Here is a 25,029-nt window from a genome sequence, read left to right as displayed (position 1 = left end):
ACGTCGATGGTGGACCAGCCCGCCCAGCCGCTCGTGGCCGGCAGCGTGATCTGCTTCGCCACGCCCGCCGCGTTCAGCGTGAGCGTCTTGGCCGAACCGGTCCCATTCGCGTAGCGGACAGAGACCGTACCGGCGCCGGCGTAGGCGGACTGAACAGTGGTGCCGATCGCGGCGCGGCCCTTGTTCCCGTCGGTCAGACCGCCGACGTACCCGCTGCCGGTGTATCCGGCGTGCTCCTGCTGACTGACCGCACCACCCGACAGGGTCGCCGACTCCGCCTCCAGCGTGGAGGTGGCGGCATAGGCGGGTGCGGGGGTGGCCAGGCTGTAGGAGAGGGCACCGGTGAGGGCCAGCAGCATGGCGGCGGATATGGCGGCGCTGGGCTTGAGGGACTTGGCGATGCGGAGTTTCGACACGGCTGTGTGTCCTTCCGGGAAGGGGCGGCTCGCCCTTGAGGCGTCGGGGGCCTCGCGCAGCCTGGGCTGCGGTGGCGGTCGAACGGGGGGGCGGGGCGGATGTCTGGGGCCTGGGTGCGGTTCGACGTGGCAGGAGCGGGGGCCGGTCGTGTTGGTGGCGGGCAGTGACCGAGGCAGGCGTGTGCTGCGGCGGTGGCCGCCGTGGAGTCGTGCCGTCGGCGTCGTGGGGTGGGCCGCTGCGGCACTCCGGGTCCGCCGATCGCGCCTGTGGTGCGCTCGGGGGCGGAGTTGGCGGGGTCAGCCTTTGAGGCTGCCTGCGGTGAGGCCCGCGATGATGTGCCGCTGGAAGATCAGGAAGATCACCAGCAGCGGGATCGAGGCCATGACCATGCCGGCCAGGAGTTGGTTGGCGGGCATGAATTCAGCGAGTCGGTTGAGCGCGACGGTGATGGGCTGGCGCGCGGGGTCGGGGAGGACCAGGAGGGGCCAGAGGAAGTCTTTCCATACCCCGACGACGGCGAAGATGGAGACCACGGCCAGTACGGGCCGGGACAGCGGCAGAACGACGGACACCAGGACGCGCAAGGGGCCGGCCCCGTCCATCCGCGCGGAGTCCAGGAGTTCGGCCGGGATCTGGTCGAAGAAGCGTTTCAGGATGAAGATGTTGAAGGCGTTCGCGCAGGCCGGCAGCCAGATCGCCCAGGGGGTGTTGATCAGGTTGACGCCGAACACGGGCACGTCGGTGACGGTCAGGTAGGTCGGCACCAGCAGGGCGGAGACGGGCAGCATCAACGTGGCCAGCATCATGCCCAGAACGATGTTGCCCAGGACCGGGCGCAGCTTGGACAGGGCGTAGGCGGCGGACACGTCGACGAGGAGCTGGGTGAGCCAGGCGCCGGCGGCGAGGAGCAGGGTGTTGAGGAAGTAGTGGCTCAGTCCGACGTTCGCCCATGCCTGGGAGTAGGACTCGGGGTGCCAGGTGTGCGGGATGAGAGTGGGGGTCGGGTCGGCCAGTTCGGAGGACGATTTCAGTGCTCCGCCGGCCATCCAGTAGAGGGGGAAGACGAAGGCGAGGGTGAAACCCAGGACGGTTGAGCACAGCACGAACCAGTAGAGCAAGCGGCCGGTGCGCCGGTTCATTTCAGCGGGGGCGATGAGGGTGCGTTCGCTTGAGTCGGACATGGTCGTTCCTTTCAGCCCTTGCTGCGGGTGAGGCGGAGGTACACCGCTGCGAAGAGTCCGAGGACGATGAAGAGCACCGTGCTCATGGCGCTGGCCATGCCGAAGTCGTTGTAGACGAAGGCGTAACGGTAGAGCAGCAGCAGGACGGTCACGGTGGCGTCGTTGGGTCCGCCGCCGGTGAGCACGTAGGGCTCGATGAAGACCTGCATGGTGCCGATGACCTGGAGCAGGAGAGTGATCATCAGGATGAACCGCATCTGCGGGATCGTCACGTGCCACAGCCGCTGGCGGATGGAGGCGCCGTCGAGTTCGGCTGCCTCGTAGACCTCGCCGGGGATGGAGCCGAGTGCGGCGAGGTAGATGAGGGTGGTGGTGCCCATGTTGGCCCAGGTGGAGACCAGGACGAGGGAGATCATGGAGATGTTCTCCGACTCGAGCCACTGCTGGGCCGGCAGGTGGAGGGTCTCCAGGACGTTGTTGAACAGGCCCGGGCCCGGGTCGTAGAACCAGCGCCACAGCAGCATGGTGACGATGGGGGGCAGCATGACCGGGAGGTAGACGGTCATGCGCAGGTACGAACGTGCGTGGCGGAACTCGTTGAGGACGACCGCGGTGAGGAAGGGAGCGGCGAAACCGAAGACGAGGGCGAGGAGGGTGAAGTAGCCGGTGTTCTTCCACGCGGTCACGAAGAGCGGGTCGTCGAAGAGCCGGCGGTAGTTGTCCCAACCCACCCACGTGGCGGGCTGGGCGAAGGTCACCTGCTGGAAGCCGAGGAGCCAGCCGCGGATGATCGGGTACCAGGAGAAGAGAGCGAAGCAGAGCACGCCCGCACCGAGGAAACTGTAGGCAACGAGGTGCTCGCTGAGGCGGCGCCGACGCCTGGTCGGATTGTTCATGCTGGCCTTCTGCGGCTTGGGAGGGGAAGCCGGTTCCCGGGTGAGGGTCGGAGCCGCCATGTCACTTGACCGTCGCGAGGATGGTGTCGACCCTCTTGGACGCGTCCCTGAGCAACTGGTCGAGGTCGGCGTCCTTCTTGGTCAGAACCGCTTGCATGACACCGTCGAGGACGGTGTAGATCTGCTGTGCGTTCGGCGGTTCGACCTTCTGGGTCAGGAGGTCGTTCCGCTCGGTGAACGGCTTGTAGTTCTCCTGCGGCACGTTGGCGTACTTCGCGTGCGCGCGTTCCTGCTTGCTTTCGGCCGGGCCGTTCAGGAGCCGGTCCAGCGGAAGACCGATCGGGACGTCGTTGCCGGAGGCGCGCTTGTCCTCGAACTCGGTGCGGTCGGGGTTGAGGTACTTCCACAGGACCCACTCGATGCCGGCCTTGATCTTCTCCGGCGATGCCTTGGGGTTGAACATGAAGCCGTTGCCGCCGCCGAGGGTGGCTTTGCCCGGCATCGCGGCGACGCCGAACTCACTGTACTTGCGCTCGAACTGCTTGACGATGGTGGGAATGTTGTCCGGTCCAGCCATGTACATGCCGAGCTTGCCGGAGCCCATCATCTTCTGCACGTCGTCGATCTGCAGCAACTGCCGCGTACCCATGGAGTTGTCGGTCCAGCGCATGTCATGCAGCATCTTGAGCGCGTCGCGGCCGGCCTTGCTGTCGAAGGCCGCCTTCCACTTCCCGCCCTTGTCCTGGGCGGCGATGTCGCCGCCCATGGAGTAGACCCACGACGTGAAGTGCCAGCCCCCCTGGTTGTTCTTGCTGTAGTCGGCGTAGCCGACCGTCCCGTCGCCCAGCGCGGTGATCTTCTTGGCGGCCGCGCGGACCTCCTCCCAGGTGGTGGGCGGCTTGTCCGGGTCGAGTCCGGCCTTCTTGAACAGGGCGCGGTTGTAGATCAGGCCGAGGGAGTACTGGCCGTTCGGCAGGCCGTAGAGCCCTCCGTCGGGTCCGGTGAACACCTTCAGGTACTCGGGCTTGATGTCCTTGACCCGTGACAGTTCCTTGGCGTACTTCGTGATCTCCGCGCCCTGGCGCCGCTGGATGAGACCCGCGGGATCGGTGAAGTAGACGTAGTAGACGTCCTCCAACTGTCCCCCGGCGAGCTTCGCGGAGAAGGTCTTGGGGTCCATCTGGCCCTCACGGACATCGATCTTGATCTTCGGATGTTCCTTCTCGAAGGCCTTGACGTCCTCCTCGAAGTACTTCCGGTCCACCGGCTGGGTCTTGGGCGGCATGCCGTTCACCGAGATGGTGACCACACCGTCCTCACTGCCCGAGGACGGAGAGCCGCCGCAGGCGGCAAGCCCTCCGGTGAGAACGCAGGCTATCCCCGCGCCGATGAACCTGCGGCGACTGCGCAGTCCGCTCATGACTGATCTACCTTCCGTGGATGCACTGCGCCGGCGCCCCGTCAAGCGAAGCTCCGGCGGATACGCAGAAGGTAGAAGTCGTTTATGTAAAAAGTCAATGACATGTTGCAAAAGATTGATTACTTCGGCCGTGACCTGCCGGAACCCGGTCTCGCGGTGGAGGACCTGACGATCAGCTCCGCCTGAAAGAGGGTCAGGCCCGGCACGGCCTGGCGGCTGCGGATCTGCTCGTCGAGGGACTCGATCGCGGCCTCGGCCATGGCGGCCACCGGCTGTCGGCACGTCGTCAGGGGCGGATCGACCGCGCTCATGAACGCGGAGTCGTCGAAGCCCACTACCGACAGGCCCTCCGGCACCGTGAGCCCGCGCCGCCGGGCCCCTCTGACCGCCCCCAACGCAAGAGTGTCGCTACCGCAAACAACTGCGGTCACCCCCTGGTCGAGAAGATCGGAGATGGTGCGCGCGCCCGCCTCCAGGGCGAAGAGGCTGTGACCCACCCAGGGCGCCCACTGCCTCTGATGCACTCCCCGGGACTGCCAGAACTGTGCGAACCCGCGCAGTTTCCGTACCGACGGCACATGGCCGCCGGGGCCGACCAGCAGCCCGATGCGCTCGTGCCCCATTCCTTCGAGGTGAAGCATGGCCTGCTGAACAGCTTGCATGTCGTCGGCGGCGATCTGCACCAGATCGGAGTTCTCGTCGGCGACGTTCACCAGCACCATGGGCACCTGCCGCTCCTTCAGCGCGGCCCCCTGCTCCGCGCCGACGTCCGTGTAGCTGGAACCGACGAACACGATCCCGCCGATGTTCTGCGCCAGCAGCATCTCGACGTAGTTGGCCTCTGAAACCCCATCTGCTGTACGAGTGCAAAGAACTGGTACATAACCGCGCTTGTTCAAGCGCCCCGCCAGCGCCTCCACGAAGGAAGGGAAGACCGGGTTCTGCAGATCAGGGACCACGAGGCCCACGAGCGGCGACCGCTCCGCCGCCTCGCCGGCCGGTCGTTTCAGACCCAGGACGTCCAGCGCCCGCAGAACCCGCTCCCTGGTCGCCGCAGCAACACTCGGACTGCCTTTCAGCACGCGCCGGACCGTCAGCTCGCTCACGCCCGCGAACTCCGCTACCTGCACTACCTTCACTGTCATGTCGCCACCATACAGCTGGCTTGCAAAAAATGTTCAGGCAAACGCAAGAATTCGTTCAAGGGGACAGGTGTCGAGCGGATCGAGTACGCCCACGACCGACCGGCAAGCGAGAACGCCGCCTCCGGCTTGTCCCGGCCGCACTGGCCGACGGGCAACTGGGCCCAGCTCCTGCCCGGGCAGCCGAGCGGCTCACCGAGCTCGGCATCCAGCGCGACGACGCCGGCGGCCACCCCAGCGATGTCGCGTACGAGCAGGGGTCCGGCGAAGGTGTAGTAACGAGTTGGTGCGTGATTGTGCTGGCGATCCACGGTCCTGAGTCGGTGGGTTCGTCAGGCAGCGGTGTCGCGGTCGAGCAGAGCCTGTCGGCGCAGGAAACCATGGGGGTTGAGCCGATTGCGCATCACGAAGCACCGTGGCCCCGATGACATCACCTCGCGACCTTCCGTGGCGTCGGTGCCTCCTCGCCGGCCCGCGCGAGTCGGTTGCATTCGGAGCGGGCGGTGGCGAGCAGGGTCCGCCAGGAGGTGACCGGAGGACGCCGCCGCAGCAGGCCGCGACGCTCACATTCCGTCATGCGCTTCGCAGCCCTGGCCGGCGAGAACTGGTCCGACTGCCTGGCGGGTCGCCATCCTGCCCGCGCTCAAGACCGGAGGACGATCATCGTCGCCGCGGTCCACACCATGGAGAGGCAGCGCTGAAGACGCCAAGAGGTGCTGCTTCCGCTCGAAGTTCGAGACACCGGCCGCTTGATCGTCAGTGCTCGCAGGGCTCCCTCAACAACTGACTGTGCAGCGGGCCGGCGCCGTCCAGTCGACCCGCGATGCCCTCGGCGAAGTACTCCCGCACGGAGGTGATGGTGGTGGGACAGAGCTTGCGGCAGCACTCGTTCCCATCCCATACCCGGATGCGGCCGTCGGGCGTGCGGAAGTCGACGAGGGTCCACATCGTGCAGCCGCGGTCCATGATCGGAACGATGCCGTGCGGGACGGTCTCATCGTCCGGGTCCTGGGTGGGAGTGGTGAAACCGCGGTACAGCTCGATGATGTCCTCGCCGTCGCAGAAGTAGTGGTCAGGAAGAGGGCTCAACGAGGCGCATTCCCAGCCGTCGATGCCGAAGCCGCCGTTGGAGACTTCGGCATAGAGTCTGCGGAGGAAACGGGGCATCGGGTGACCGACCTCCGCCTCGACGGCGGAGATCACGGTCGGAGTAGCGACCGGTGCCAAGTTGTCGTCGGGCGTCTGCTTCCTGGCTGCCGCGATCAGTTCGTCCTCGGTCACGTCGTCTCCCTCGGTACATCGACGCGTGAAACAGCATGACGCATGGGCGCGCCGGGAGGCAGCACGACCCCGAGCCCGTCCACCACTGCAGACGCGGACCTCAACGAGGACCGGGCGCAACCGCCGAGGCCTGCCAGTCTCTCGGCCACCACCTGGCCCGCCCAAGAGGCCGGGCCAGGTGGGGAAGGCGCGGGTTCGGATTATCGCCTCTTCACCACCAGCGCTGACAGACGTCCGAGGCGCTCATCGGCGGTGCCCAGCGGATCCCTGCCGCTGTAGACCAACGGCCTCACTGAAGCCCACAGCGGCGTCGCCGGTGAGCACTACGGCGTCGAAGCCCTCCTCGACTTCGGCCGGGCCCTGGCCCCCGCCCCGGTCCAGGACGCCGTCGCCTCGATCAGCAATCTCCGCAACACTCTCGGGTCCGGGGTGGACGACGACACCGCGCTCTTGGCCATCGGCATTCCCCGCCGCGACCCTGCACGGCCCCGGTGAGTCGGTCGAGCGCGAACACGCGCACGAGTCGGTCTGTGCTCCGGGTCCTTGCGGGGCGGCGGCACAGCGCACGTACGCACCCGCCGGCTGAACCGATCGTCCAGGAGACCTCGCAGCACGTCGTCGCCCGCCGCCGTGTGCGGGCACTTCGGGGCTTCATCTTCGGCGGGTGGGGCCGAACCAGTCCAGGCACAGAACCGTGGCGTCGTCACGTACGTCACCCCCGCAGGCTTCGGTGACCGCGGCGACCATGGCGCGCACGGCTTCACGGGGATGGTCCCTGGCAGTGTCGCGCAGGAGGCCGGACAGGTCGACCGCCTTCGCTTGGCGTTCCTGCATGCCGTCGGTGTAGAGGAGGATGCGGTCGCCGGGGCGTAGGTCGAGGTCCTGTACCTGGTAGGTGCCCTGCGCGGAGACGCCGAAGGGGAGATTGATATGCAGGCGGATCTCCTCGACCGTGCCGTCGCGCAGTCGCAGCGGCCAGAGGTGGCCGGCGTTGACGAGTTGGGTGCTGGTGCCGTCCAGGGCGATGCGCAGGAGCTGGCCGGTGGCGAAGGTGCGGCGGCCGTGGTCGAGGAGCGCCTGGTGCGTCTGGCGGGCCTGTTCGGCCAGGTCCAGGCCCGCACGGCGGGCGCCGCGGGAGGCGTTGACGGCCAGGGTGGCCATGAGAGAAGCGTCTACGTCGTGGCCCATCGCGTCAGTGATCGACAGATGCAGAGTGTCCTCATCGAGGCTGTAGTCGTAGGTGTCGCCGGCGATGTCGGAGGCGGGCACCAGGGCACCGGCGAGAGTGAACTCGGGTGCCTCGCACGAGGGCGCCGAGGGCAGGAGCTGGCGCTGGATCTCCGCGGCCAGGGTTACCGAGGCGGTGCGGTTGCCCCAGTGATAGAGATCGGTGAAGCGTCGATCGGTGACGATGACATACGCCAGCGCGTGCGCCACGTCTGCCACCTGCTCCAGCACGTCCTCGGTGGCGTCGGCGAGATAAAGCTCCAGCACGCCGATGGCGTCCCCGCGGTTGGTGACCGGGGCGAGCACCCGCTGTCCCTGTCCGCCCTCCAGCACCACAACCGGCTTCTGGGTGCGCAGGACATCGTCGTACATGCTGCCGGCCCGTATCACCTGTCCGGCGCCGTTCTCCCGTGATGCCGCCTTCTCCTCATGGACTCGCAGCAGTCGCCGGCCCACGACGTCGACGAACAGAAACGACACGTGCCGCGCCCCGAACCGCTCACGCAGAATGTGCGCCACAACATCGAGTGAGCGCACCGGCGCGGCCGCCTCGGCCGCAGCGAGCACCTCTGCCAGTCCGACCCGATCCCGCTCCACAACAGCCTCCCTAGCTTCTGGACCTTCCTTCCTTCCCCCTGTAGGCCCAGGCATGACCGCATGTCTCAATCTCACAAGCCGCAGCGGCGCGGAGCGGGCGGGGGGCCGCCGGCCTCGCGCTCGGCACGGATCGGAGGCGAGGGCTCGACTGCGGCGTGCCGAGGGCTGCGGACTGGGGCGCGGTGCGCGCCCCGGCGTGATCACGCCCCCGTGAGCCGCGGCACCAAGCCGCTCTGCCGGCCGCCGATGTGCCGGCCGGGGTGGATCGGCCTCGGCTGACCGGGTTCGGCTCCCGCAGGCCCTCCTCCAGCAGGAAGTCGTAGAACAGGCGGACCGACATCAGGCGCTGCTGGATCGTGGCGTTGCCAAGCCGACCCCCGAGTCCATCGAGATCACGGGTGGCTAAGGGCTGTCCCGCAATTCCTGGTGGATCAGCGCGCGGCGTCGGATGCGGTGCATCGCAAGGCGGAGAGGCGCCCGCATACTGGATGTATTCGGGCGTTTCGACAACGCGGCGAGGTGCCGTGGCTGTCGTCGTGCGCCCGCTGGGAATTGCGGGACAGCCCTTAGGGAGGTGCGCAAGGTCTGGCGGCAATTGCACCGTGTGGGCATACCCGTGGCCCGCTGCACGGTCGCCCGGCTGATGCGCGGCCTCGGTCTTGACGGTGCCCGACGGAGCGAGAAGATCCGCACCGCATCCGCGGGGACGCCCATGAGCGGGCCTCTGACCTGCTCAGTCGCGACTTCACCGCATCCCGTGCGAACGAGCGGCGGGCAGTCGACTCCGCCTGTGTCGCCACCTGGCCCGGCACCGTCCACGTCGCTCGCCAGGTCCGCTTTGGGAGTGGCAGGGCGAGCCCGTCTCAGCGAGTGCCGCGGACGCCGCCCTCGATCAGCGCGGACATCGCGCCCATGGTGGCGCCGGTGACGTCTCCGGTGACATACACGACCGCTGTACGCGAGCTGTCCGCCGAGACGCCGGCCCAGGCGTGATAGCCGAGCAGCTCGCCGAAGTGGGAGTAGAAACTGCCGCCGTCAGGGAGCGGGAGTTCGGCGATGCCGAGGCCGTAGCGCGCGCCGGCTATGCCGAGACCCGGTGCCGGGACGGTGGCCGTCATCTCGGAGAGCCGCGCCGGGGGCAGCAGCTCTCCGCCGAGCAGCGCGGCGTAGAAGAGGCCGAGGTCCCGGACGCTGCTGATGAGGGCTCCGGAGCCAACAGCCATGCTGGGGTTGAGGAGCGTGACATCGAGCCGGGTCCCGGTACCGAACGACGCCCAGCCTCGCGCGTGCGGGCCGGGGACGAAGGGAGACTCACCGGGGGCGCAGGTGGCGTGGAGGCGCAGGGGACGGATGATCCGGTCGGTGATCTCCTCGGCCCAGCTCCGGCCCGTAATGCGTTCGATGATCATGGCGGTGAGAAGGTAGTTGGTGTTGGCGTACGACCATCGTTCCGGCGCCGTTCCCAGCCGCAGAGCCGCCTTCGCCAGATCTTCCGGCTTGTAACTCCGCAGTCGCTCAGCACGGTAGCCCTTCGCGCTGGTCAGCGCGGGGATCTCCGGGTCGAGCAGACGGCTGGTGTGCCGCAGCAGGCTGCGTACGGTGATATCCCGTGTGACCTCTGGCAGCCAGTGCCGCACAGGCTTGTCCAAAGCCAGGTCGGGGAGTTGGAGTGCCGCCACTGCCGTGAAGGTCTTGGTGAGGCTCCCGATCCGGAACCGGCCGTCGCGCGGCGTCCCGGCAAACGCGTGACGACGCCCGTACGGCGACACCACCTGCGCGCCCACTCCCGCGACCCCGGTGGCCAGGATCGCGTCCACCTGCCGTTGGAGATCGCAGTCCGTCGAGGCGGACCCGGGTGTGGACGGGCCCCGGTTTCCGGCTGCGGAGGCCGCCGGTGCACCGGACAAGCCCGCCAAGGCGGAGGCCATGCCGACGGTCACAACAGCCCGGCGGGACACGGATGCGCGCATGGTGCTTCCCCTTTCGTTTCCGCTATCCCACCAACGCGGTGAGCCCACGCCCACCCGGCTGTCCTCCCTTCCGCCCCTCCGGCCGGCCCCCGTACGGGCCCGGTGGGTCCATCCCTTTGGGGTCGGACACACCGGGTCTGCCGTCGTCGGAGGGGGCTGACGGCCGGTGTAGTACTGGGCGCTGTGGCGGTAGCTGGGGCGGGTGTAGTTCCTCCTGCGGGCGATGTGGAGAGGGGTGCGGGATTCCGTCCCTCCCTGATCCTTGTGCCTTGTGCGAGCGGCAGTGCGCCGCCGTACGGGAGGTGCTGGAGCTGCCGTCGGAGCTCTCTCCGGTGGTGCAAGGTGGTCGGGGAGGGAGGCTGGGCGTGTCGATGGGCGGGGCCGGTTCAGAGGGTGGTGATGGTCTTGTACTCGGTGTAGGTGCCGAGGCCCACGGCACCGTACTCACGGCCGATGCCGCTGGCCTTGAAGCCGCCGAAGGGGCCGTCGAAACCGATGGGGGCGCCGTTGACGGTGACCGTGCCGGTGCGCAGGCGCCGGGCGACAGCGAGGGCGTGGTCGGTATCGGCGGACCAGACACCGCCGGAGAGGCCGTACTCGGAATCGTTGGCGATGCGAACGGCGTCGTCCTCGTCGTCGTAGGCGATGACGACCAGGACCGGGCCGAAGATCTCCTCCTGGGCGATGCGCATGGAGTTGTCGACATCGGCGAAGAGGGTCGGGGTGACGTAGTTGCCCGCCTCCAGCCCCGCAGGGATGTCGGGGCCGCCGGTGACGAGGCGGGCCCCTTCCTCGATGCCGGCCCGGATGTAGTCGCGCACGCGCTGCTGCTGGTCGCGGCGGATCATCGGGCCGATGAAGGTGTCCTGCGCCAGGGGGTCGCCGACCTTCATCGACTCCATCAGTTCCTTGAGCGCGGTGACGACCTCCTCGTAGCGGGAGCGGGGCGCGAGAATGCGGACCTGCGCGATGCACGCCTCTCCGTTGTTGAGGAACGAGCCGAACTGCAGCCCTTGGAAGGCCTGCTGGAGGTCGGCATCGGGGAGGATCAGCGCGGCCGACTTACCGCCGAGTTCGAGGCTGACCCGCTTGAGCTGCTGCCCGGCGATGGACGCGATGGTCCGTCCGGCGCGGGTGGAGCCGGTGAAGGCGATCTTGTCGATGTCGGGGTGGGAGATCAGGTGCTCACTGGTCGCCCGGTCGGCGGGCAGCACGCTGATCACGCCCTGCGGGAGCCCGGTCCGCTCCAGCAGCTCAGCGAGGAAGCCCATGCTGAGGGAGTTCTCCGGGGAGACCTTGAGTACCACGCTGTTGCCGGCAAGCAGCGCCGGGATGATTTTCGCGTTGGCGGCGGAGAACGGCGAGTTCCACGGGATGACGGCCGCGACGACGCCGATCGCTTCACGGCGCACCATGCTGCGGAAGGGGCTGGCCGGGTCGGACGGGACGAGGACGGTCTCCCAGTCGAAGTCCTCGGCAGCCTTGAAGTAGGCGTTGGCCTGCCGGGTCAGGCCGCCCTGTCCGGCGAGAGTGAACCAGGCCGCCGAGCCGTTCTCGGCGGTGATCAGCTCGGCGATCCTCTCCGCGTTCTGCTCGCGCAGTTCGTTGTAGCGGCGCAGGACAGCGAGGCGTTCTTGCGGCGGGGTGCCACTCCACACACCGGCCTCGAACGAGGCCCGGGCGGCGGCCACGGCGCGGTCGACATCGGCGGGCTGCGCCTGGGCGGCGCGGCCGACGACGGACTGGTCGTGGGGGGAGCGGATGTCCAGCAGTCCCGGATCGCTGGGCTTCACCCAGGAGCCGCCGATGAAGAGCCGGTCGTAGGTCATCGTCATGACGTTCGATCCTTTCGAAGAACCTATCTGTCACTTCAATGTAGCACTTACGTTCCGTTTCAGCTCATTCATGGGTCTGAACATGCAGCATGAAGCACGCGCAGGGTACGTTTTTGGGATGAGAGCTGACGCAGCACGCAACCTGGAAGCCGTTCTGACGGCGGGAGCACGAACACTCGCCGTCGACGCGGGGGCGAGCATGGCCGATATCGCCGCGGAAGCGGGCGTCGACCGGCGCACCGTCTACCGGCGCTTCGCCTCCCGGGAGGCCCTGCTGGCCGCGGTCTACGAGGCCCGGCTCGACGCCATCGAGGCTGTGATCCGTGAGGCCCGCCTTCGGGAGGCCCCCGTGCAGGTTGCCCTGCACCGCTACGTCGAAGGCGTCATCGAGGTCAACCGGACCTGGCCCGTCGACCTCGCCCGCATGCTGACCGATGCCCCCTCCCGCGAGCGGCGCGACCGCTTCGTGCACGAAGTCGACGCTTTCCTCCAGCGCGCCACCGACGAGGGTCTGTTCCGGCCCGGACTCCCACCGGGATGGGCCGCCGCGCTCATCCCCCTGATCATGCACCAGGCATCCCGAGAACTGCCCCAACTCACGCCCGGCCAAGCCGCCGACATCGTCGTCGACACCCTGCTCCACGGCATCGGCACGACCCCGCCCACGCACGCTCCCCCGCCGCAATCCCAAGGGCTGGCACGATGACCTGCCGGACCGCGGTGCGGGGCGCGGCGCGACGGACTTGGCACAGAGCTCGACGCCGCCAACTCCAGGACGCCGCCAAGCGCCGCCTGGCTGCCGAGCAGTCTCGCTGGTCCCGTGCCCGGCAGAGCCGGATCGGCAACGCGGCCGCCCGCCACGATGGCCGCGCCCTTTACCGCATGCGGCACTCGGTGCCTGGCTGTGGTGACGACGGAGGGCACTGCGGCTTCGGAGCAGGCCCCGCCCGGCGGAGTCCGCGCGTGTACTGAATGGCGAACCCTGCCCGGATGCCCGCGCTCTGGGCGGGTGAGCCCGGGTGGAGCCCACCGGGTGGAGCCCACCCGATGGGCTCCACTTCGGTGCGGAGGGCGATGCCCACCGGACGATGAGCGCCACCCGTCCCGTTGATCAGGTTCTGCGGCGCACGCCGTTCCCTCACTTCCCCTTGCCGGCGCTGGTATCGGTGGCCAGTCAGACGGTGGTGGTGCCGTGCGCGTGCACGCCCACAGGTGGAGGACCAGCGTGCGCCGCGATTGCTCTCCTCGGTGGACGGACTCCCTCCTCTTCCCGGACGGCCTTGCCACGCAGCAGGCATGGAACGCCGCCTGCCATGCGCGCGCCGTCCCGCGCCCCCACCGCGTACCTGTGCTGCGCTGATGGGTTGCTGCGGCTCTCGGGCACGAAGCGGTCCTGCGCGCGGTTCGGGAGTGGGGGCTTGGCCCGGCGCTGTCACAGAACCATGACATGCGAGGTAACAACCCGGTGCCGGGGTGGGCTGTCGAACTGTGTGAGACGGCGGGGTTGATCCACCCACCGTTCGGCGTGAGGCGGTATTCAGCCCCGCCGCCCACACATCACAGGGGGAATGTCTTGAACACCATTGCGCGTACTGTGCGTTCATCTCTCGTCGCTTCGGCGGCCGGGCTGCTGCTGACTGTCACGGGGGCCGTCCTGGCTCCGGCCGCCGTGGCCGACACCGCCCCGCCGGAGCTGGCTGTGTCCACCGAGGCGCCCGCGGAGATCGGCCTGGGCGGTCTGCCGGTCGCCTTCACCACCACCGCGTCGAACAGCGGCACGTCCGACGCGTCCTCGGCCCGGCTGATCTACCGTATAGACGGCGGCGTTGCCCTGCCTGACAACGCGCTGAGTCTGGAGTACCGGCTCGACGGCTCGACGTGGAAGAAGATCCCGCTGAGTATCGTCGAGGGCACCGTGTACGGCGGTGAGCTGCCCGAACAGCTCGCCCTGGCCGCGGGAAAGTCGCAGACCGTGCAGATACGGCTCGGGCTCCCCATGGGCACCCCGCACAACGGTGCCGGCAACGGGGGCACGGAGCATCTGAAGCTGACGACGATGATCTCCCACGGGGCCTCCGGCGCCGCCAATGCCACCGATTTCGACTTCGTCGGTGTGAACGGGCTGACCACCCGCCTGATCAACGTACCCACCACCGCGACCGCCGGCGGGGCGGCGATCACCTTCAAGGCCACGGTCAACAACGCGACCTCCTCGGCTTACGAGAACGTGACCGACGTGCTGTTCACCAACCGCTACACGACCGTCCAGGTGCGGCGCTCGGGCGTGTGGACGACGCTGAAGCCGGTCACCACCGCCGCCGAACCCGACATCTACGGCTACGACGTCATCGGCAAGGACGCCTCCCTCGCCGCGCACGGCACCGCGACCACCGACGTCCGTGTCACCTACCGCAAGGACGCACCGCTGGGGAAGACCGAGGTGTCCCCGTGCGCGATCGTCAATGAGGGCGCGATCCCCTTCAGGGGCACCACCAGCTGCGGCACGAAGGCCACGGTCACCGTGCGGAAGGCTGCGGGCACCTCCGCCACCGGGCCACGGACCTCCACCAGCTCGGCGCCGGTCGCGCCCGCCTCGACCACCACCGGGAACGGCACCGCCCCGGCCTCCGCTTCACCCGCCCCCACGGGCACCAATAAGGGCGTCGACGCCGACTCGGCGACGTCCGGTGTGACCACGCAGCTCGCCGAAACCGGTAGCGGCAACAGCGTCGCGGCACCGACAGCGGCCGCGGCCGGCCTCCTCGCAGCCGGAGCGGGCGCCTTCGCCTTCACCGCGATGCGCCGCCGCCGACGCAACCACATCTGATACCCACCCTGGGCGGGCCGTGTCGCCGTGTGACGGACACGGCCCGCACTTGTCGCGGTGCTGTCGGTGGGCGTGAACATCGCGGTGGTGCGTGCTGATGCGTGATGCGCGGGCGACGGCGCTTTGTGCCCGGCCTGTGGTGCGTGGTCGAACCGGGTTCACGGTTCCTGTCCCAGCGGCCGTAGGTCGCATCAGTCGAGGGCGTGACCGCGGGCGGCCTGCAGGATCTCGTCGGAGAGCCCGGGCTCGACGTGGCGTACGGCGCGGGCGATCATCAGCGCGCCGACCATTTCGCTGAGCAGGCGGACGGCCTTCTGGCGGGCTTCGGCCGGGTCGGGTTCGTGGCCCTTCTCCTCGGCTTCGCGCAGGAACTCGGTGGCGAAGCCGGTCAGATAGCCCTCGACGCCTTCGGCGTACGCGCTCTGCACCGCTCCGTTCTGCCGTACGGCGTCGGTGACCAGGGAGGCGGAGGGGCAGCCGCCGTTCGCGTCGTCACGGTGTGCGGTGGACAGATACCCGGCCACGACGTGCTTCAGCGGAGGGCCGGCCTTGTCCTGACCGTCCTCGATCATGGCGGCCAGGCTCTCGAGTGAGGCGGCGAAGGAAGCCCTGCACACCTCGACCACCAAGTCGTTCTTGGAGGCGAAGTGGTTGTAGAAGCCGCCGTGGGTGAGTCCGGCTTCCTTCATCAGCTCGGCGATGCCGACAGCGTCGATGCCCTGCGAGCGGAACATGCGGCCCGCCGCTTCCAGGATGTTCTGCCGGTTGCGGGCCTTGTCCTCCTTGGTGATCCGCGGCACTGCAGTCCCTCCGCCGTCGTTCCCGACTTGACCTTTTCAATGACGACCCTCATCATAACAGGAGTTCCAATGATGCCTATCATCAAACTGGTCGTCGGGCGGGAGCGCCGCGCGTGCCCCGACGCCGGCACCCGCCTGTCCGTCCCGGGATCCGACGACCCGGCGGGATCGCACCATCTGTCGGGTGCCGCCGTATGGGCTTGTCCCCGCGGCGACATCAAGCACCGAGGAGAACAGAAGTGACACTCAATGAAGAGGTCGTCCGCGAGGCATACCGGCTGGCGGAAGGGGACGTACTCGACGGACACGGCTTTCGCGCCCTGTTCACCGAAGACGGAACCTTCAACGACCTGCCGAACGCGATGACCCTCCGCGGAGACGAGATCGCACGGGGAGTGGCGGGGCTGGCCGGCGTCTTTCCCGACATTCACCGTGAACTGCTCACGGTGCATGTGCTCGGTGACGTCGTCGCCGTCGAACTGCGGATTCAGGGGACGCATCTCGGCGCGTTCCCGACTCCGGTCGGCGACATCCCTCCCACCGGGAACCGCATCGACGTGCCGACGGCGGACCTCTGGTACCTCCGTGAGGGAAAGATCGAAACGTTCAACTGCTACAACGCGGCGAACGTACTGCTCGCACAGATCGGGGCCACCCCCGACTTCGCATCGGCGATCAAGGCCGCCAAGACGGCTGCCACAGGGGCGTAGCTCCACCCCACGGCGCCCGGCAGACGACAGAAACGACACCGGGGCGGCCACCGCCGGCCGCCCCGGCCGGCTCGTCGTACGGCCGCTCCACCAGCGGTTGTCGCCGCAGATGCGCCAGGCGGTCCGCTCGGCCATCACCCTCACCGGCCGCCCGGGCTTCGTCGAGGAGGAAGCGGTGGCAGAACTCCGGGTCGTCGCGGTGCGCATCGAACAGGGCGTCGGCCCGGTATGCCTATGCCTCGGCCGTCTCGGCGCCGGTGGCAGCGCGATGGCCAACACCGCGTTCGACACACCGCGCGACCTCGACCGCATGCTCCGCCGCGAGTTGTGCAAAATCCAGCTCCAGTGCCGCCTCATCGGCGGCTGCCTCACCGCCACCCGCCTGACGGTCGAACCACAACCACCACCGGACTCGCCGGGACAACCTCAGTAGTTCCTGTTCAACGCGGGAGCTCCTGGGTCCGTGGGACGGATCCTCGGCTATGGGGTCTGGCGTACCGGGCCGGTCCCGATGGCGGCGTACAGGACGAGTGGCAATTCTTTGTCGGCCTGGCCGAGGGCGAGTCCGAGCCAGTGGGTTCCGTTGGGGAGTGGCCAGGCGAGCATGCTCGTGGCGTGCTGGGTGAGGTACTCGAGTGGTTCGGGGACCTCGTCGTCGAGCTCGCCGTTGAGTTCGGCCGTGAGCCAGGCCCAGAGGTCGACGGAGAGGGGGTCACCCCACCGTGCCGAGAGTATGAGCGTCAGGTCGTCGAGGCAGGCTTCCAGCTCGCCATATGCCTTGTCCCACGTCTGCCCGTCGTGTGTCTGCCCGTCGTGGTCCCAGAAATCCTGACTGGTCCGCAGATACCGAACTCGGTAGTCGGGGCCGGCGTGGCCAGTGGCATCGGTGGTGGTGGACGCGGGGAAGGACAGCGTGAGCAGTTCGTCGACCATCGGGAGGCAGCGATCACATGGGGTGGATGTGGTCATGGGCACATCCTAGAAGCCGACGCCGACAGTGCATTCCGTTGCTGGCTGGCGGCCCGCGAAGCGGCTGGTCCCCTCACGAAACGCCCGATGCTCGGTGGTCAGATCTCCGCCCTCCGCACCACGCATACCACCGGCATAGCAGGAATCCGGTCTCGCCATCCAGCTCCCGGGCGGCCGGACGGCCGCAACCAGCGATACGGGGCAGGGCAGCGGAAGCGGCCGCGGCCACTCCACCATTCTTGGTGCGATGCCTGGGGTCGGCGGTAAGCCGGCTGCTGTCGGTTTGGGTGTCGGAGAGGCGGCTGAAGGTGGCGCTTGACCGGCACGGCCGGCTGGAGTTGTACGCAGTCGTGCACTCGGGCGTGTGCACGGACAGCGATCAGCGACGTCGTATCGATCCGCTTCACGATTCGCGACGTTGCTGACGAAGGCGAGGGCCATCCGACCGCCCCGGGCAGGACCGAGTACTTCACGTGCACCTGAGGAAGGCACTCACCCCAGCACGGCCGCCAGCAGGTCCGCCCCAGCCCCGAGGGCGCGGGCAGACCGAGGGTGTAGCGGACGTGGCGGACGTGCCGCTGCGGGCTGAGCAGGTCCGCGTGACGGAGGACCGAGGTGGCGGGAGACCCCCGGGGGCGAGAGCTCCCAGGCGTCGGCCAGTTCAACGGTGGTGTGCGGGCCCCGAACCAGGGTGCGGAGCAGCCGCACGGGATGGGCGAGCGCCTCCAGCCGCAGCGGGACCGCTTCCAGGGACACCGGCTCGGGTGGACCGGCCTCGGGGACGGGGTACTGCACCATGGGCTGCCACCCGGGCGCGTGGACGACCACCAGGTGCGGGCGGCCGAAGACGCTGGGGAGGAAGGTCAGCCCGGTGCCCTGCGCGGAGGTGGCGTTGTCCCGGAGCTTGTCCACTTCAACCGACTGCTCGGCCAACTCCACCACTCCCCCCTGGCGCGCATTCCGTTCGATGAATCGATCGCCTTCCCCGCAGAGCCGTTGCCAGCAGGAGCAACCTCTGCGTGCACGGTCCAGCCCACATGACGAGGCGATACCGAAGGGTGCGACCATCGTCGGATGCGAGGGATCGATGAGCTGGTCAATGTGGATGACCCGGCGTGGCCGGAGCTGCAGGGGATCGTCAGGGAGAGCTCCGTGCCGGTTCAAGTGCTGCCCAGAGATATCGACGAGGGCCACCGCTGCCTTGTGTAGATGCAGGTCAGCGCGCGATCGATGCTGGGTGCAGTGGCGTTGCACACCGGCGGGTTGCTCGTGGACAACGGGTGGCTGCGAGTGTTCGGCGGGAGTTCCGGCCCGGTCGCGGATGGGCGGCTCCCGAGTCTGGCGCAGGTCAACCGCTTTCCCACGGACCTCGACCCTGGCTGGCATCCCGCGACGGGTCTGGTCGTAGGCCATGACATCGTCGGAGGGGTCTTCGCGTTGAACGGCGGCGATCCCGCCGCCGCCGGCCGTCCTGGGGCACCTGGCCAGATGACGTACTTCGCTCCCGACACCCTGGAGTGGGAGGCGATGGGGATGGGCCACTCCGGGTGGGTTGCCTGGCTGCTCTCGGGCAGGCTGGAGACGTTCTACGACGGAATGCGCTGGCCCGGCTGGCGTGAGGAGGCTGCGGCCCTGACCTTCGAGCAGGGCCTTTCCGTGTATCCGTTCCTGTGGTCCGCGGAGGCTCACGCCGATCTCGCGGCCACGAGTCGGCGGCCTGTACCGATGCGTGAGGTGCTCGGTGTCGCGGCGGATTTCGCCCGGCAGATGGGGCCGTCCGATCCGGGGTTCCTGGGCGACGTGTGACTGGCTCCGCTGTCGGTCCTGGCGTGTCAGCCAAGGTACCGGCATCGGGGAGCCGGGCCGAGGACCTGTGGGCGGGATGGGGCTGCGAACCCCTACGGCCTGACGACTCATTGATGGTTTCAGGATGACCCCGGTCGCTAGTGGCGGTCCTGTTGGCACTCGTACAGTTGAGTTGGCACCTTGACCCGGGTGCCGAGAACTCGGGGAAGCACCGGACGCCGCCCGGCCCGCCCTGCGGGCGGACGGCGCTACTTTCGAAACACGCCTCAGGGCCTCTTGTTTGGATCAAGTTGTTGGAATGGTCCTCGGCTACAGTGCGAGAATGACGATCCGTCGCATCATGCCCAATGTCGTCACCCAGGATCTCGAGGAGAGCCGAAACTTCTACAGCGGCTTTCTGGGGATGGACGTGCGTATGGACGAGCCGGGCTTCCTGATGTTGGCCTCGCCGGGTAATCCGACGGCGCAGATGACCGTAGTCTCTCCTGCCGCAGACTCATGGGATCCTCATACCTCGCATTCGGCGCTGGCGGTCGAAGTCGAGGATGTTGATGCCGCGTACGCCGCAGCCAAGCGCCAGGGGTACCCCGTGGTCCATCCCTTGACCACGGAGCCGTGGGGGATTCGGCGTTTCTTTGTTCAGGCACCCGACGGAAGTGTCATCAACGTCCACAGTCACGTCTGAGGATGAAGGGCTCATCGGGCAGACCAGAGAAGATGCCGGCAATGTGGAGATCGGTCGGATAGATCGTGCGGTCTTCTCGTAGCAGGTGGCGATGCCGCGCCACTGCTTCAGGCGGTTGATGCACCGCTCGACGGTGTTGCGCTGCCGACCGGCTGGGAGCCGCAGGCCGCAGGCGTGCCCGCCTCCCCCGATCGGGAACACGGCGCGGGCCCCGGTGCGCAAGGCCGAGGACGGCGGCTGGATCTGCGGTGTTTCTCCGCAGGCCCACGGGTTCCGCGCCGATCTGCCGGACAAGCCGCTCCTGCTGAAGGCGTGCCCCTCCCCCCTCCCGCGAAGCGCCACCCCGGCCAGTGCGTCACCAACCGAGACGCGGCCGTACCCCGCCCCGTGACGCCCACGCGCTGAACCGACTGGGCCGGGTGCCGAGCGTCCCGCCCTCAGCGAGCCGGGCCACCTGCGCCGCCGCGCTGCAGACGGCGGCCGCCACGGGGCGATGCTGGAGGGAGTGGCGGCCTGACGGGGGGCGCCTGCACGGTTGCAGCGGCCGCGCGCGTCGCGATGAAGGTGATACGCGAGGAGTACACGGCCGATCCGCACTTCCGGGCGCGATACGCCCGCGAGGTGGAGGCGGCCCGGCGGGGCATACACGGCCTCGGTAATCGACGGCCTTGCGCGCCTCGTATCGTTCGGCACGCATCCTGGGCTCACGGAGCTTGCAGGGGCGGCGGCGCCGAGCCCAGTTGCTGCAGTCGCCGGACTGACAGACCTCGCACCTAAACTGTCAGGGATCGATCAAGGAGCAGGCAGTGCGAATAGAGCGTCACCAGGTGGGCCAGGCAGTCATTTCGGCAGCGCGCGAGGACTTCGGGAATCGGGTGGGGGGGCTGGTTCGGTCCATGTCGAGGGCCGACCGGATGACTACCTACGAATGGCAGTCGATCGCCGACGAGTTCCTCGACTACCTGGGCGCCCTCTCTGTCGAGACACCCGACCTCGCGTCGTCGGAGGCCAAGGTGGCGCTCAAGGACGCGTCGGAGGCTGCGGCCGGCGCCGTTGCCTATGCCGCCTACCACCCGCACTGCAGCTTCCAGGTGTTCCTGGAGTACGTGAATTTCGGCATGAGCTACGAGCCGGGCGAGGACGCACCCGCGGAGAGCATCTCCGCCGGGGAGTGGATCGACGCGCTGTGCCTGGCCGTCCTCAGGGACAGGGCCCCGTGGCACGGTGAAGCCTTCCACTTCGCCCGGCGGAAGTTCGCCGAGCAGGCGCTCGGTACGCCTGCCGGCGAACTCGCCACCGGACTGATGGCCGTGGTCCTGGAAGACACCGGCGACGACGAGGAGTACCCGCCGAGCGCGCAGGCCAAGCTCGCCGCCATCGACGCGGCCCTGGACCGTGTCCGCACCCGCGCCTCGGAGACCGGTGACGGGCTACTGGACCGGCCGGACACCAAGGCGCTCCACGCGTTGCGCGCCCTGGTCGTCGCGGACCGGAATGCTTTCGACGCCGCGCTCATCAGCCTTCTGACCGGGCACGCTGCCCTGCGGAGTCCCGCAGCCTCTCCGAGCTCTCTGATCCCGCTGGTTCCCATCGCTCTCGCCGCGCTCGCGTATCGGACCCTGGGCTGGGCGCCGGCCGTCCGCACCGACTACCTTCCGCACGCACTGGTCACCGGCTTCGAGACCGCGGGTCCCAGGGTCGGAGGGTTCGGCCAGGACCGCCGGCCGGACGCGGTCGCCGCGCTTGCCACGGCCCCACTGGTGGTGGAACGGCCCGCCTGTGAGTGCGAGGGGATCCCGCAGATCGAAGCAGCGTACGCGGAACACCTCCGGGAAGCGTTCACCCCTGTCGAGGGCAAGCCCCTGGCTGTCTGGCGTATCGGTTGGGCCATGGGTGATCAGGGGCGCCTGTTCGAGTGGCGGGAGGGCAACTCCGACACCGACACGGATGCCCAGCTCGCGACGCTCCGGCTGGCGTCCCAGCTGGGGGCGGCGCTTTTCCGCATTGCGCTGGCGGAGCCGGGCACGGAGGCCGAGGTGCTCATCGAAGGGCGGCCGCTGCGCTACCCGGCCACGCGCGGCGAGGATGCCGGTGCCGGGTACTGGCAGCAGGCCGTCGCCTTCGCCTTGATTACCGGCGTGCGCGAGGACCTCGTCCCGCTGGTTCTCAGCGGCCCGACTTTCGCCCGGCCGGACGGCTCCGCGTTCAGCGAGTACCGCGAGGCACTCCACGCCTACCTGAAGGGCGCCGAGCCCGAAGCGGCCGCGCGACGGGCACTGCAGAAGGCCGAGCTGGCCAAGGACTGGGGGCTCGCGATGCCACCCGCCGTGCTGCTGTCGCAGCTCGTGGAGGGCGACGAGGAGAGCTTCAACCTGGCACTGGCCGACGCACTCGAAGCCCACCGGGCGTACTACGAGGTCGCCGACCGCTCCGACGATCCCGCAGTCTCCGTCAACCTCGACGTCCTCGCGCTCGCCTGCCACGCCCGCCGCCGCGGCTGGGCCATCCGCGTGGACTCCCCGTACCTGCCGCAGTACCTCCTCCGGGCAGCTGAACCCTTCTGAAGGAACTTTTATCCCTTCCGGGGTGTTTGGTGAGTCGCCCGTCCATCGGGTGGAGCGGTCACCCGACGGCCTCTTGCCGTCCCTCACTGGGTTGCGGCCTGGTCCGGCCGGTTCGCGTGGTGCTGCTGGTCAGGGGGCTTGACCGCAACAGCAGGCTGCTCAGGCTTCGGCCGGGCCTCGATGCCGCGGTGGCGGGTGTCGGCGGTCCGCATGCAGGCGGCGAGCCGGTCCAGGTTCTTCGGCGTGCGCAACCAGGTCGCCGGGTCGGTCGTGCGGCTCTCCAGGTACTTGGCGGACATCGAGGCCTGCTGGTGGGCCTGTACGACGGCGGCACTGCTGCGCTGGGGGGCCAAGGAGGCGTCCTGGCCGGGATGGTCGACGGCGTGGGGCCCGCCGAAGGCGCGCCGCCGCGGGAGTCCAGCCGCTACGAGCGGGCCCAGGGCGCGCTCCGCTTCGGCCAGGAGGGGGCGCCGGCCAGGCCGCGACACCGCCCACCTCCCGCTCCGGCAGCAGGTCCACCGGCCTGCGGGGCTCGACGTCGACCAGCACTGTGGGTCGCCCACCGCGACAAAGACGACCCGCCCCCCGGTCCAGGATGCGGGGGCGGCCTTGTCGCTCCTCCACGTACCGTGGATCACGCGGCGACGGTGACCGTTTTTGGTCTTGCGGCGCTTCGGAGGGCCATCTGGCGCCCCGTGCCTCGGGCCGGCCCCTGGCCTGGCACCCCGGCGCGGTCTGAGTTCCCCTGACTTCGGCCGAGGTCACCGCGCGCCGTCCAGCTTCTGCTCGTGGCGCTCGGCACGGTGCTGGAGTGCCGTACCAGCTGCACAGCGATGAGGGGGGCCGCTGCCCGTGGAGGGCAACGGGCAGCGGCTACTCCCCTGTTTCGCCGTCGATCAGTTCCCGGGCCACGTCCAGGTGGCCGATGTGACGGGCGTACTCCTGGAACAAGTGGAAGAGGATGCGCCCCAGCACGGGCGGTTCCTCGCCCACGGGGAAACGTCCGCCGGTCTTGGCCGGAGTATGCAGCGCCAGGCCGGCGGACTGGGCGCGGCCGGCCGTCGCCTCCCGTTCGAATCGGGCCCACACCTCGGCGACCGGCAGGTCCTCGGGCACGTGCCACTCCGCCTGCTCCCCGCCGGGCGGGTAGGGCGGAACGTCTTCCGCTGCGAACCCCCACCGCATCCAGCGGCGCTCCACCCAGCCGAGGTGCTGCACGAGGCCCAGCGGCGACCACCCGAGGGGAAGCACAGGGGCTCTCAGCGCCTCCTGCGGCAGTCCTTCGCATTTGCGTCGCAGTGTGTCCCGGAACCAGTCGAGGTACGCGGGCAGCAGTGCCCCTGGGTCCTCGATATCCGCCCCGGGGCCGGTGAAGAGTTCGCGCTGTGCCGGGGGTTCCATGCGTCTCCTCGTCGGTCGGCCGTACTCCTTTCTACCGGCCGGGCGGGGCCGTGTCGATCATGTCCGGGAGTGACAGAACGGCACAGAGGTGCGACAGGTGGGAACGCCGGTCCGAGGTCAGCAGTAGAACTCCCAGTCCTCGCGCGGGCTGAGGGCGCCCGCGGTGCGCGGATCATCGAGAAAGCGTTCCAGGAAGCGGCGGTTGTGTGCGCGGACCTCGTCGGCCGCGCGCGCGAGCGGGCTGCCGGCCGTGAGATCCAGCATCCACAACGGGCGAAGTTCGGCTCCTCGCAGGGCCTTGGCCGCCTGCGTGGTGGCTCCCGCGTGGATCCAGCGCGTCCGCAGGTCCGGCGCGCGCCGCACCTGCGTGTAGAAGAGTACGTTGAAGTACTCCTCCAAGCCGCTCAAGCGGTCGTTGTCGAAGCCGACCCAACGGATGAGGACCTTGCCCGCCGACTCGTAGTAGATGCAGAAGCCGACAGGGTGCGTGGCGTCGTCGGGCCGATTGCACACCGCCACCCTGGCCTTGTTCCCCAGAATGTCCACCGCGCGCCGCATCGACACCATCTCCGTCTCCGGAGTCGTCCTGTGCCCGTACTTGGCGAGGGTGGACGCCGCGGGGACGCCGAGGGTGCGCCAACAGTCGGCGAGAGGCAGGTGGCTGATGCGCAGCCCGGATTCGCGGAAGATCTTCTCCTCGTTCCGGATGTTGCGCCGCCTCTTGCGAGGAAAGGTCTCCAGCCAGGCCTCCCAGCCCTCCTCGGGCACGGGTATCCACGCATCCGCGTCCAGCAGCACGGGCGCGGCGGTGACCCCGGCTTCCCGCAGTTCCCTGACGTCCCGGGTGGTCAGGTACATTCCCACGCAGGAACGGGCCTCTCCGGGGCCGCTGCCGCTGACCTCACGCAACCGCCCGACCAGACGCTCCAGACGGTCCGGGGAGTGGTCTCCGCTCCGCAGCACATGGGTCTGGAAGCCCTCCGAGGAGCCCACGAGCAGTCCGTCGGGAGCGAGGTGGGGCAGCCCCGCCTCAAGCAGGTGGTCGTTCCACCGGTAGGTGGACCACGCGGGCAGACCGCTCAGTTCCCTGACCGGGACGGCGCACCGTCCCGCATCGTCGTCCACGATCACCGCGTCACCCGGCGTGCCCGTCTCCGCTGTGCAGAATCGCAGCCAGTCGCTCGTGGAGTAGAAGTGCTCGCCCGCGAGCCGGTCCCACTCTGCCGCGTCGAGCCCGCCGAAGGCCGTCGCCGCCTCGCTTCGCGGTACCGCACCCACGTCAGCCGAGTCCGCCATCGTCT

At 68.8% G+C, this 25,029-nt stretch carries 23 protein-coding genes and 3 pseudogenes; 9 read left to right on the top strand and 17 right to left on the bottom strand.

Annotation, left to right across the window (positions count from 1 at the left end; genetic code table 11):
* From ACN6LM_RS04975 to ACN6LM_RS04950, 6 genes are all read right to left on the bottom strand, one after another.
* Positions 1 to 416 (bottom strand): carbohydrate-binding protein (locus ACN6LM_RS04975; protein WP_458576026.1); only part of this gene is annotated, 416 nt, incomplete at its 3' end.
* Positions 417 to 713: 297 nt separating this feature from the next.
* Positions 714 to 1,598 carry a carbohydrate ABC transporter permease gene (locus ACN6LM_RS04970; protein ID WP_445064032.1) on the bottom strand — a complete coding sequence of 295 codons (885 nt, stop codon included), beginning with the start codon at positions 1,596 to 1,598 and terminating at the stop codon, positions 714 to 716.
* Positions 1,599 to 1,609: 11 nt separating this feature from the next.
* Positions 1,610 to 2,494 carry a carbohydrate ABC transporter permease gene (locus ACN6LM_RS04965; RefSeq protein WP_445064031.1) on the bottom strand — a complete coding sequence of 295 codons (885 nt, stop codon included), beginning with the start codon at positions 2,492 to 2,494 and terminating at the stop codon, positions 1,610 to 1,612.
* A 61-nt stretch (positions 2,495 to 2,555) separates the two neighbouring features.
* On the bottom strand, positions 2,556 to 3,803 hold the full coding sequence (locus tag ACN6LM_RS04960; protein WP_445064044.1) for an extracellular solute-binding protein: 1,248 nt from the start codon (positions 3,801 to 3,803) through the stop codon (positions 2,556 to 2,558).
* Between the two features lie 230 nt (positions 3,804 to 4,033).
* Positions 4,034 to 5,059 (bottom strand): LacI family DNA-binding transcriptional regulator, encoded by a 1,026-nt coding sequence (locus tag ACN6LM_RS04955; protein WP_445064030.1) that lies wholly within the window; start codon positions 5,057 to 5,059, stop codon positions 4,034 to 4,036.
* Complete coding sequence (locus ACN6LM_RS04950) at positions 5,056 to 5,367, bottom strand: hypothetical protein (RefSeq protein WP_445064029.1); 312 nt, start codon at positions 5,365 to 5,367, stop codon at positions 5,056 to 5,058. The genes ACN6LM_RS04955 and ACN6LM_RS04950 overlap by 4 nt, the downstream gene beginning before the upstream one ends.
* A 264-nt stretch (positions 5,368 to 5,631) precedes the next feature.
* Between ACN6LM_RS04950 and ACN6LM_RS04945 the strand changes: the two genes are divergently transcribed.
* Positions 5,632 to 5,757, top strand: coding sequence for a hypothetical protein (locus ACN6LM_RS04945; protein WP_445064028.1), 126 nt, complete (start codon positions 5,632 to 5,634; stop codon positions 5,755 to 5,757).
* 55 nt (positions 5,758 to 5,812) lie between these two features.
* On the opposite strand, the gene ACN6LM_RS04940 is transcribed toward ACN6LM_RS04945, so the two are convergent.
* Complete coding sequence (locus ACN6LM_RS04940) at positions 5,813 to 6,337, bottom strand: SMI1/KNR4 family protein (protein WP_445064027.1); 525 nt, start codon at positions 6,335 to 6,337, stop codon at positions 5,813 to 5,815.
* Between the two features lie 651 nt (positions 6,338 to 6,988).
* Positions 6,989 to 8,161: a PP2C family protein-serine/threonine phosphatase gene (locus ACN6LM_RS04935; protein ID WP_445064026.1), complete on the bottom strand. Its 1,173-nt coding sequence runs from the start codon at positions 8,159 to 8,161 to the stop codon at positions 6,989 to 6,991.
* Positions 8,162 to 8,609: 448 nt separating this feature from the next.
* Between ACN6LM_RS04935 and ACN6LM_RS04930 the strand changes: the two genes are divergently transcribed.
* Positions 8,610 to 9,089: an IS3 family transposase gene (locus ACN6LM_RS04930; RefSeq protein WP_445064025.1), complete on the top strand. Its 480-nt coding sequence runs from the start codon at positions 8,610 to 8,612 to the stop codon at positions 9,087 to 9,089.
* Here the strand turns inward: ACN6LM_RS04930 and ACN6LM_RS04925 are convergent.
* Together ACN6LM_RS04925 and ACN6LM_RS04920 are read right to left on the bottom strand one after the other, a co-directional pair.
* Positions 9,025 to 10,131, bottom strand: coding sequence for a serine hydrolase domain-containing protein (locus ACN6LM_RS04925; protein ID WP_445064024.1), 1,107 nt, complete (start codon positions 10,129 to 10,131; stop codon positions 9,025 to 9,027). The two genes, ACN6LM_RS04930 and ACN6LM_RS04925, sit on opposite strands and share 65 nt — an antisense overlap.
* A gap of 386 nt (positions 10,132 to 10,517) precedes the next feature.
* Positions 10,518 to 11,966, bottom strand: a complete 1,449-nt coding sequence (locus tag ACN6LM_RS04920; protein ID WP_445064023.1) for an aldehyde dehydrogenase — start codon at positions 11,964 to 11,966, stop codon at positions 10,518 to 10,520.
* 118 nt (positions 11,967 to 12,084) lie between these two features.
* Here ACN6LM_RS04920 and ACN6LM_RS04915 point away from each other — a divergent pair, with 118 nt between their 5' ends.
* Positions 12,085 to 12,672: a TetR/AcrR family transcriptional regulator gene (locus ACN6LM_RS04915; RefSeq protein ID WP_445064022.1), complete on the top strand. Its 588-nt coding sequence runs from the start codon at positions 12,085 to 12,087 to the stop codon at positions 12,670 to 12,672.
* 888 nt (positions 12,673 to 13,560) lie between these two features.
* Positions 13,561 to 14,793: a hypothetical protein gene (locus ACN6LM_RS04910; protein WP_445064021.1), complete on the top strand. Its 1,233-nt coding sequence runs from the start codon at positions 13,561 to 13,563 to the stop codon at positions 14,791 to 14,793.
* 191 nt (positions 14,794 to 14,984) lie between these two features.
* Here ACN6LM_RS04910 and ACN6LM_RS04905 read toward each other — a convergent pair whose 3' ends face one another.
* Positions 14,985 to 15,593: a TetR/AcrR family transcriptional regulator gene (locus tag ACN6LM_RS04905; protein ID WP_445064020.1), complete on the bottom strand. Its 609-nt coding sequence runs from the start codon at positions 15,591 to 15,593 to the stop codon at positions 14,985 to 14,987.
* A gap of 239 nt (positions 15,594 to 15,832) precedes the next feature.
* On the opposite strand from ACN6LM_RS04905, the gene ACN6LM_RS04900 reads away from it, so the two are divergent.
* Both ACN6LM_RS04900 and ACN6LM_RS04895 read left to right on the top strand, forming a co-directional pair.
* Positions 15,833 to 16,303, top strand: a complete 471-nt coding sequence (locus ACN6LM_RS04900; RefSeq protein WP_445064019.1) for an ester cyclase — start codon at positions 15,833 to 15,835, stop codon at positions 16,301 to 16,303.
* A gap of 109 nt (positions 16,304 to 16,412) precedes the next feature.
* Positions 16,413 to 16,736 (top strand): hypothetical protein, encoded by a 324-nt coding sequence (locus tag ACN6LM_RS04895; RefSeq protein WP_445064018.1) that lies wholly within the window; start codon positions 16,413 to 16,415, stop codon positions 16,734 to 16,736.
* Between the two features lie 47 nt (positions 16,737 to 16,783).
* On the opposite strand, the gene ACN6LM_RS04890 is transcribed toward ACN6LM_RS04895, so the two are convergent.
* Entirely contained in the window at positions 16,784 to 17,272 is a 489-nt protein-coding gene (locus ACN6LM_RS04890) for a hypothetical protein (RefSeq protein WP_445064017.1), read from the bottom strand.
* A gap of 492 nt (positions 17,273 to 17,764) precedes the next feature.
* A pseudogene (locus ACN6LM_RS04885) lies at positions 17,765 to 18,229 on the bottom strand (ArsR/SmtB family transcription factor); the annotation flags it as partial.
* A 117-nt stretch (positions 18,230 to 18,346) separates the two neighbouring features.
* Between ACN6LM_RS04885 and ACN6LM_RS04880 the strand changes: the two are divergent.
* Together ACN6LM_RS04880 and ACN6LM_RS04875 are read left to right on the top strand one after the other, a co-directional pair.
* A pseudogene (locus ACN6LM_RS04880) lies at positions 18,347 to 19,078 on the top strand (DUF2625 domain-containing protein).
* Positions 19,079 to 19,400: 322 nt separating this feature from the next.
* Positions 19,401 to 19,763 (top strand): VOC family protein, encoded by a 363-nt coding sequence (locus ACN6LM_RS04875; protein ID WP_445064016.1) that lies wholly within the window; start codon positions 19,401 to 19,403, stop codon positions 19,761 to 19,763.
* Between the two features lie 60 nt (positions 19,764 to 19,823).
* Here ACN6LM_RS04875 and ACN6LM_RS04870 read toward each other — a convergent pair.
* Positions 19,824 to 19,910, bottom strand: a pseudogene (locus tag ACN6LM_RS04870) (IS5/IS1182 family transposase); the annotation flags it as partial.
* A gap of 680 nt (positions 19,911 to 20,590) precedes the next feature.
* Here ACN6LM_RS04870 and ACN6LM_RS04865 point away from each other — a divergent pair.
* Positions 20,591 to 22,327 carry an immunity 49 family protein gene (locus ACN6LM_RS04865; protein ID WP_445064043.1) on the top strand — a complete coding sequence of 579 codons (1,737 nt, stop codon included), beginning with the start codon at positions 20,591 to 20,593 and terminating at the stop codon, positions 22,325 to 22,327.
* 83 nt (positions 22,328 to 22,410) lie between these two features.
* Here the strand turns inward: ACN6LM_RS04865 and ACN6LM_RS04860 are convergent, their stop codons facing one another.
* The 3 genes from ACN6LM_RS04860 to ACN6LM_RS04850 form a co-directional block, all read right to left on the bottom strand.
* Positions 22,411 to 22,815: a hypothetical protein gene (locus ACN6LM_RS04860; protein ID WP_445064015.1), complete on the bottom strand. Its 405-nt coding sequence runs from the start codon at positions 22,813 to 22,815 to the stop codon at positions 22,411 to 22,413.
* A 385-nt stretch (positions 22,816 to 23,200) separates the two neighbouring features.
* On the bottom strand, positions 23,201 to 23,728 hold the full coding sequence (locus ACN6LM_RS04855) for a DinB family protein (protein ID WP_445064014.1): 528 nt from the start codon (positions 23,726 to 23,728) through the stop codon (positions 23,201 to 23,203).
* 117 nt (positions 23,729 to 23,845) lie between these two features.
* Complete coding sequence (locus ACN6LM_RS04850; protein ID WP_445064013.1) at positions 23,846 to 25,024, bottom strand: GNAT family N-acetyltransferase; 1,179 nt, start codon at positions 25,022 to 25,024, stop codon at positions 23,846 to 23,848.
* Between the last annotated feature and the right edge of the window lie 5 nt (positions 25,025 to 25,029).

It is taken from the genome of Streptomyces sp. SAS_281, assembly GCF_052542855.1.
This window is presented reverse-complemented; position numbering and strand designations above follow the sequence as displayed.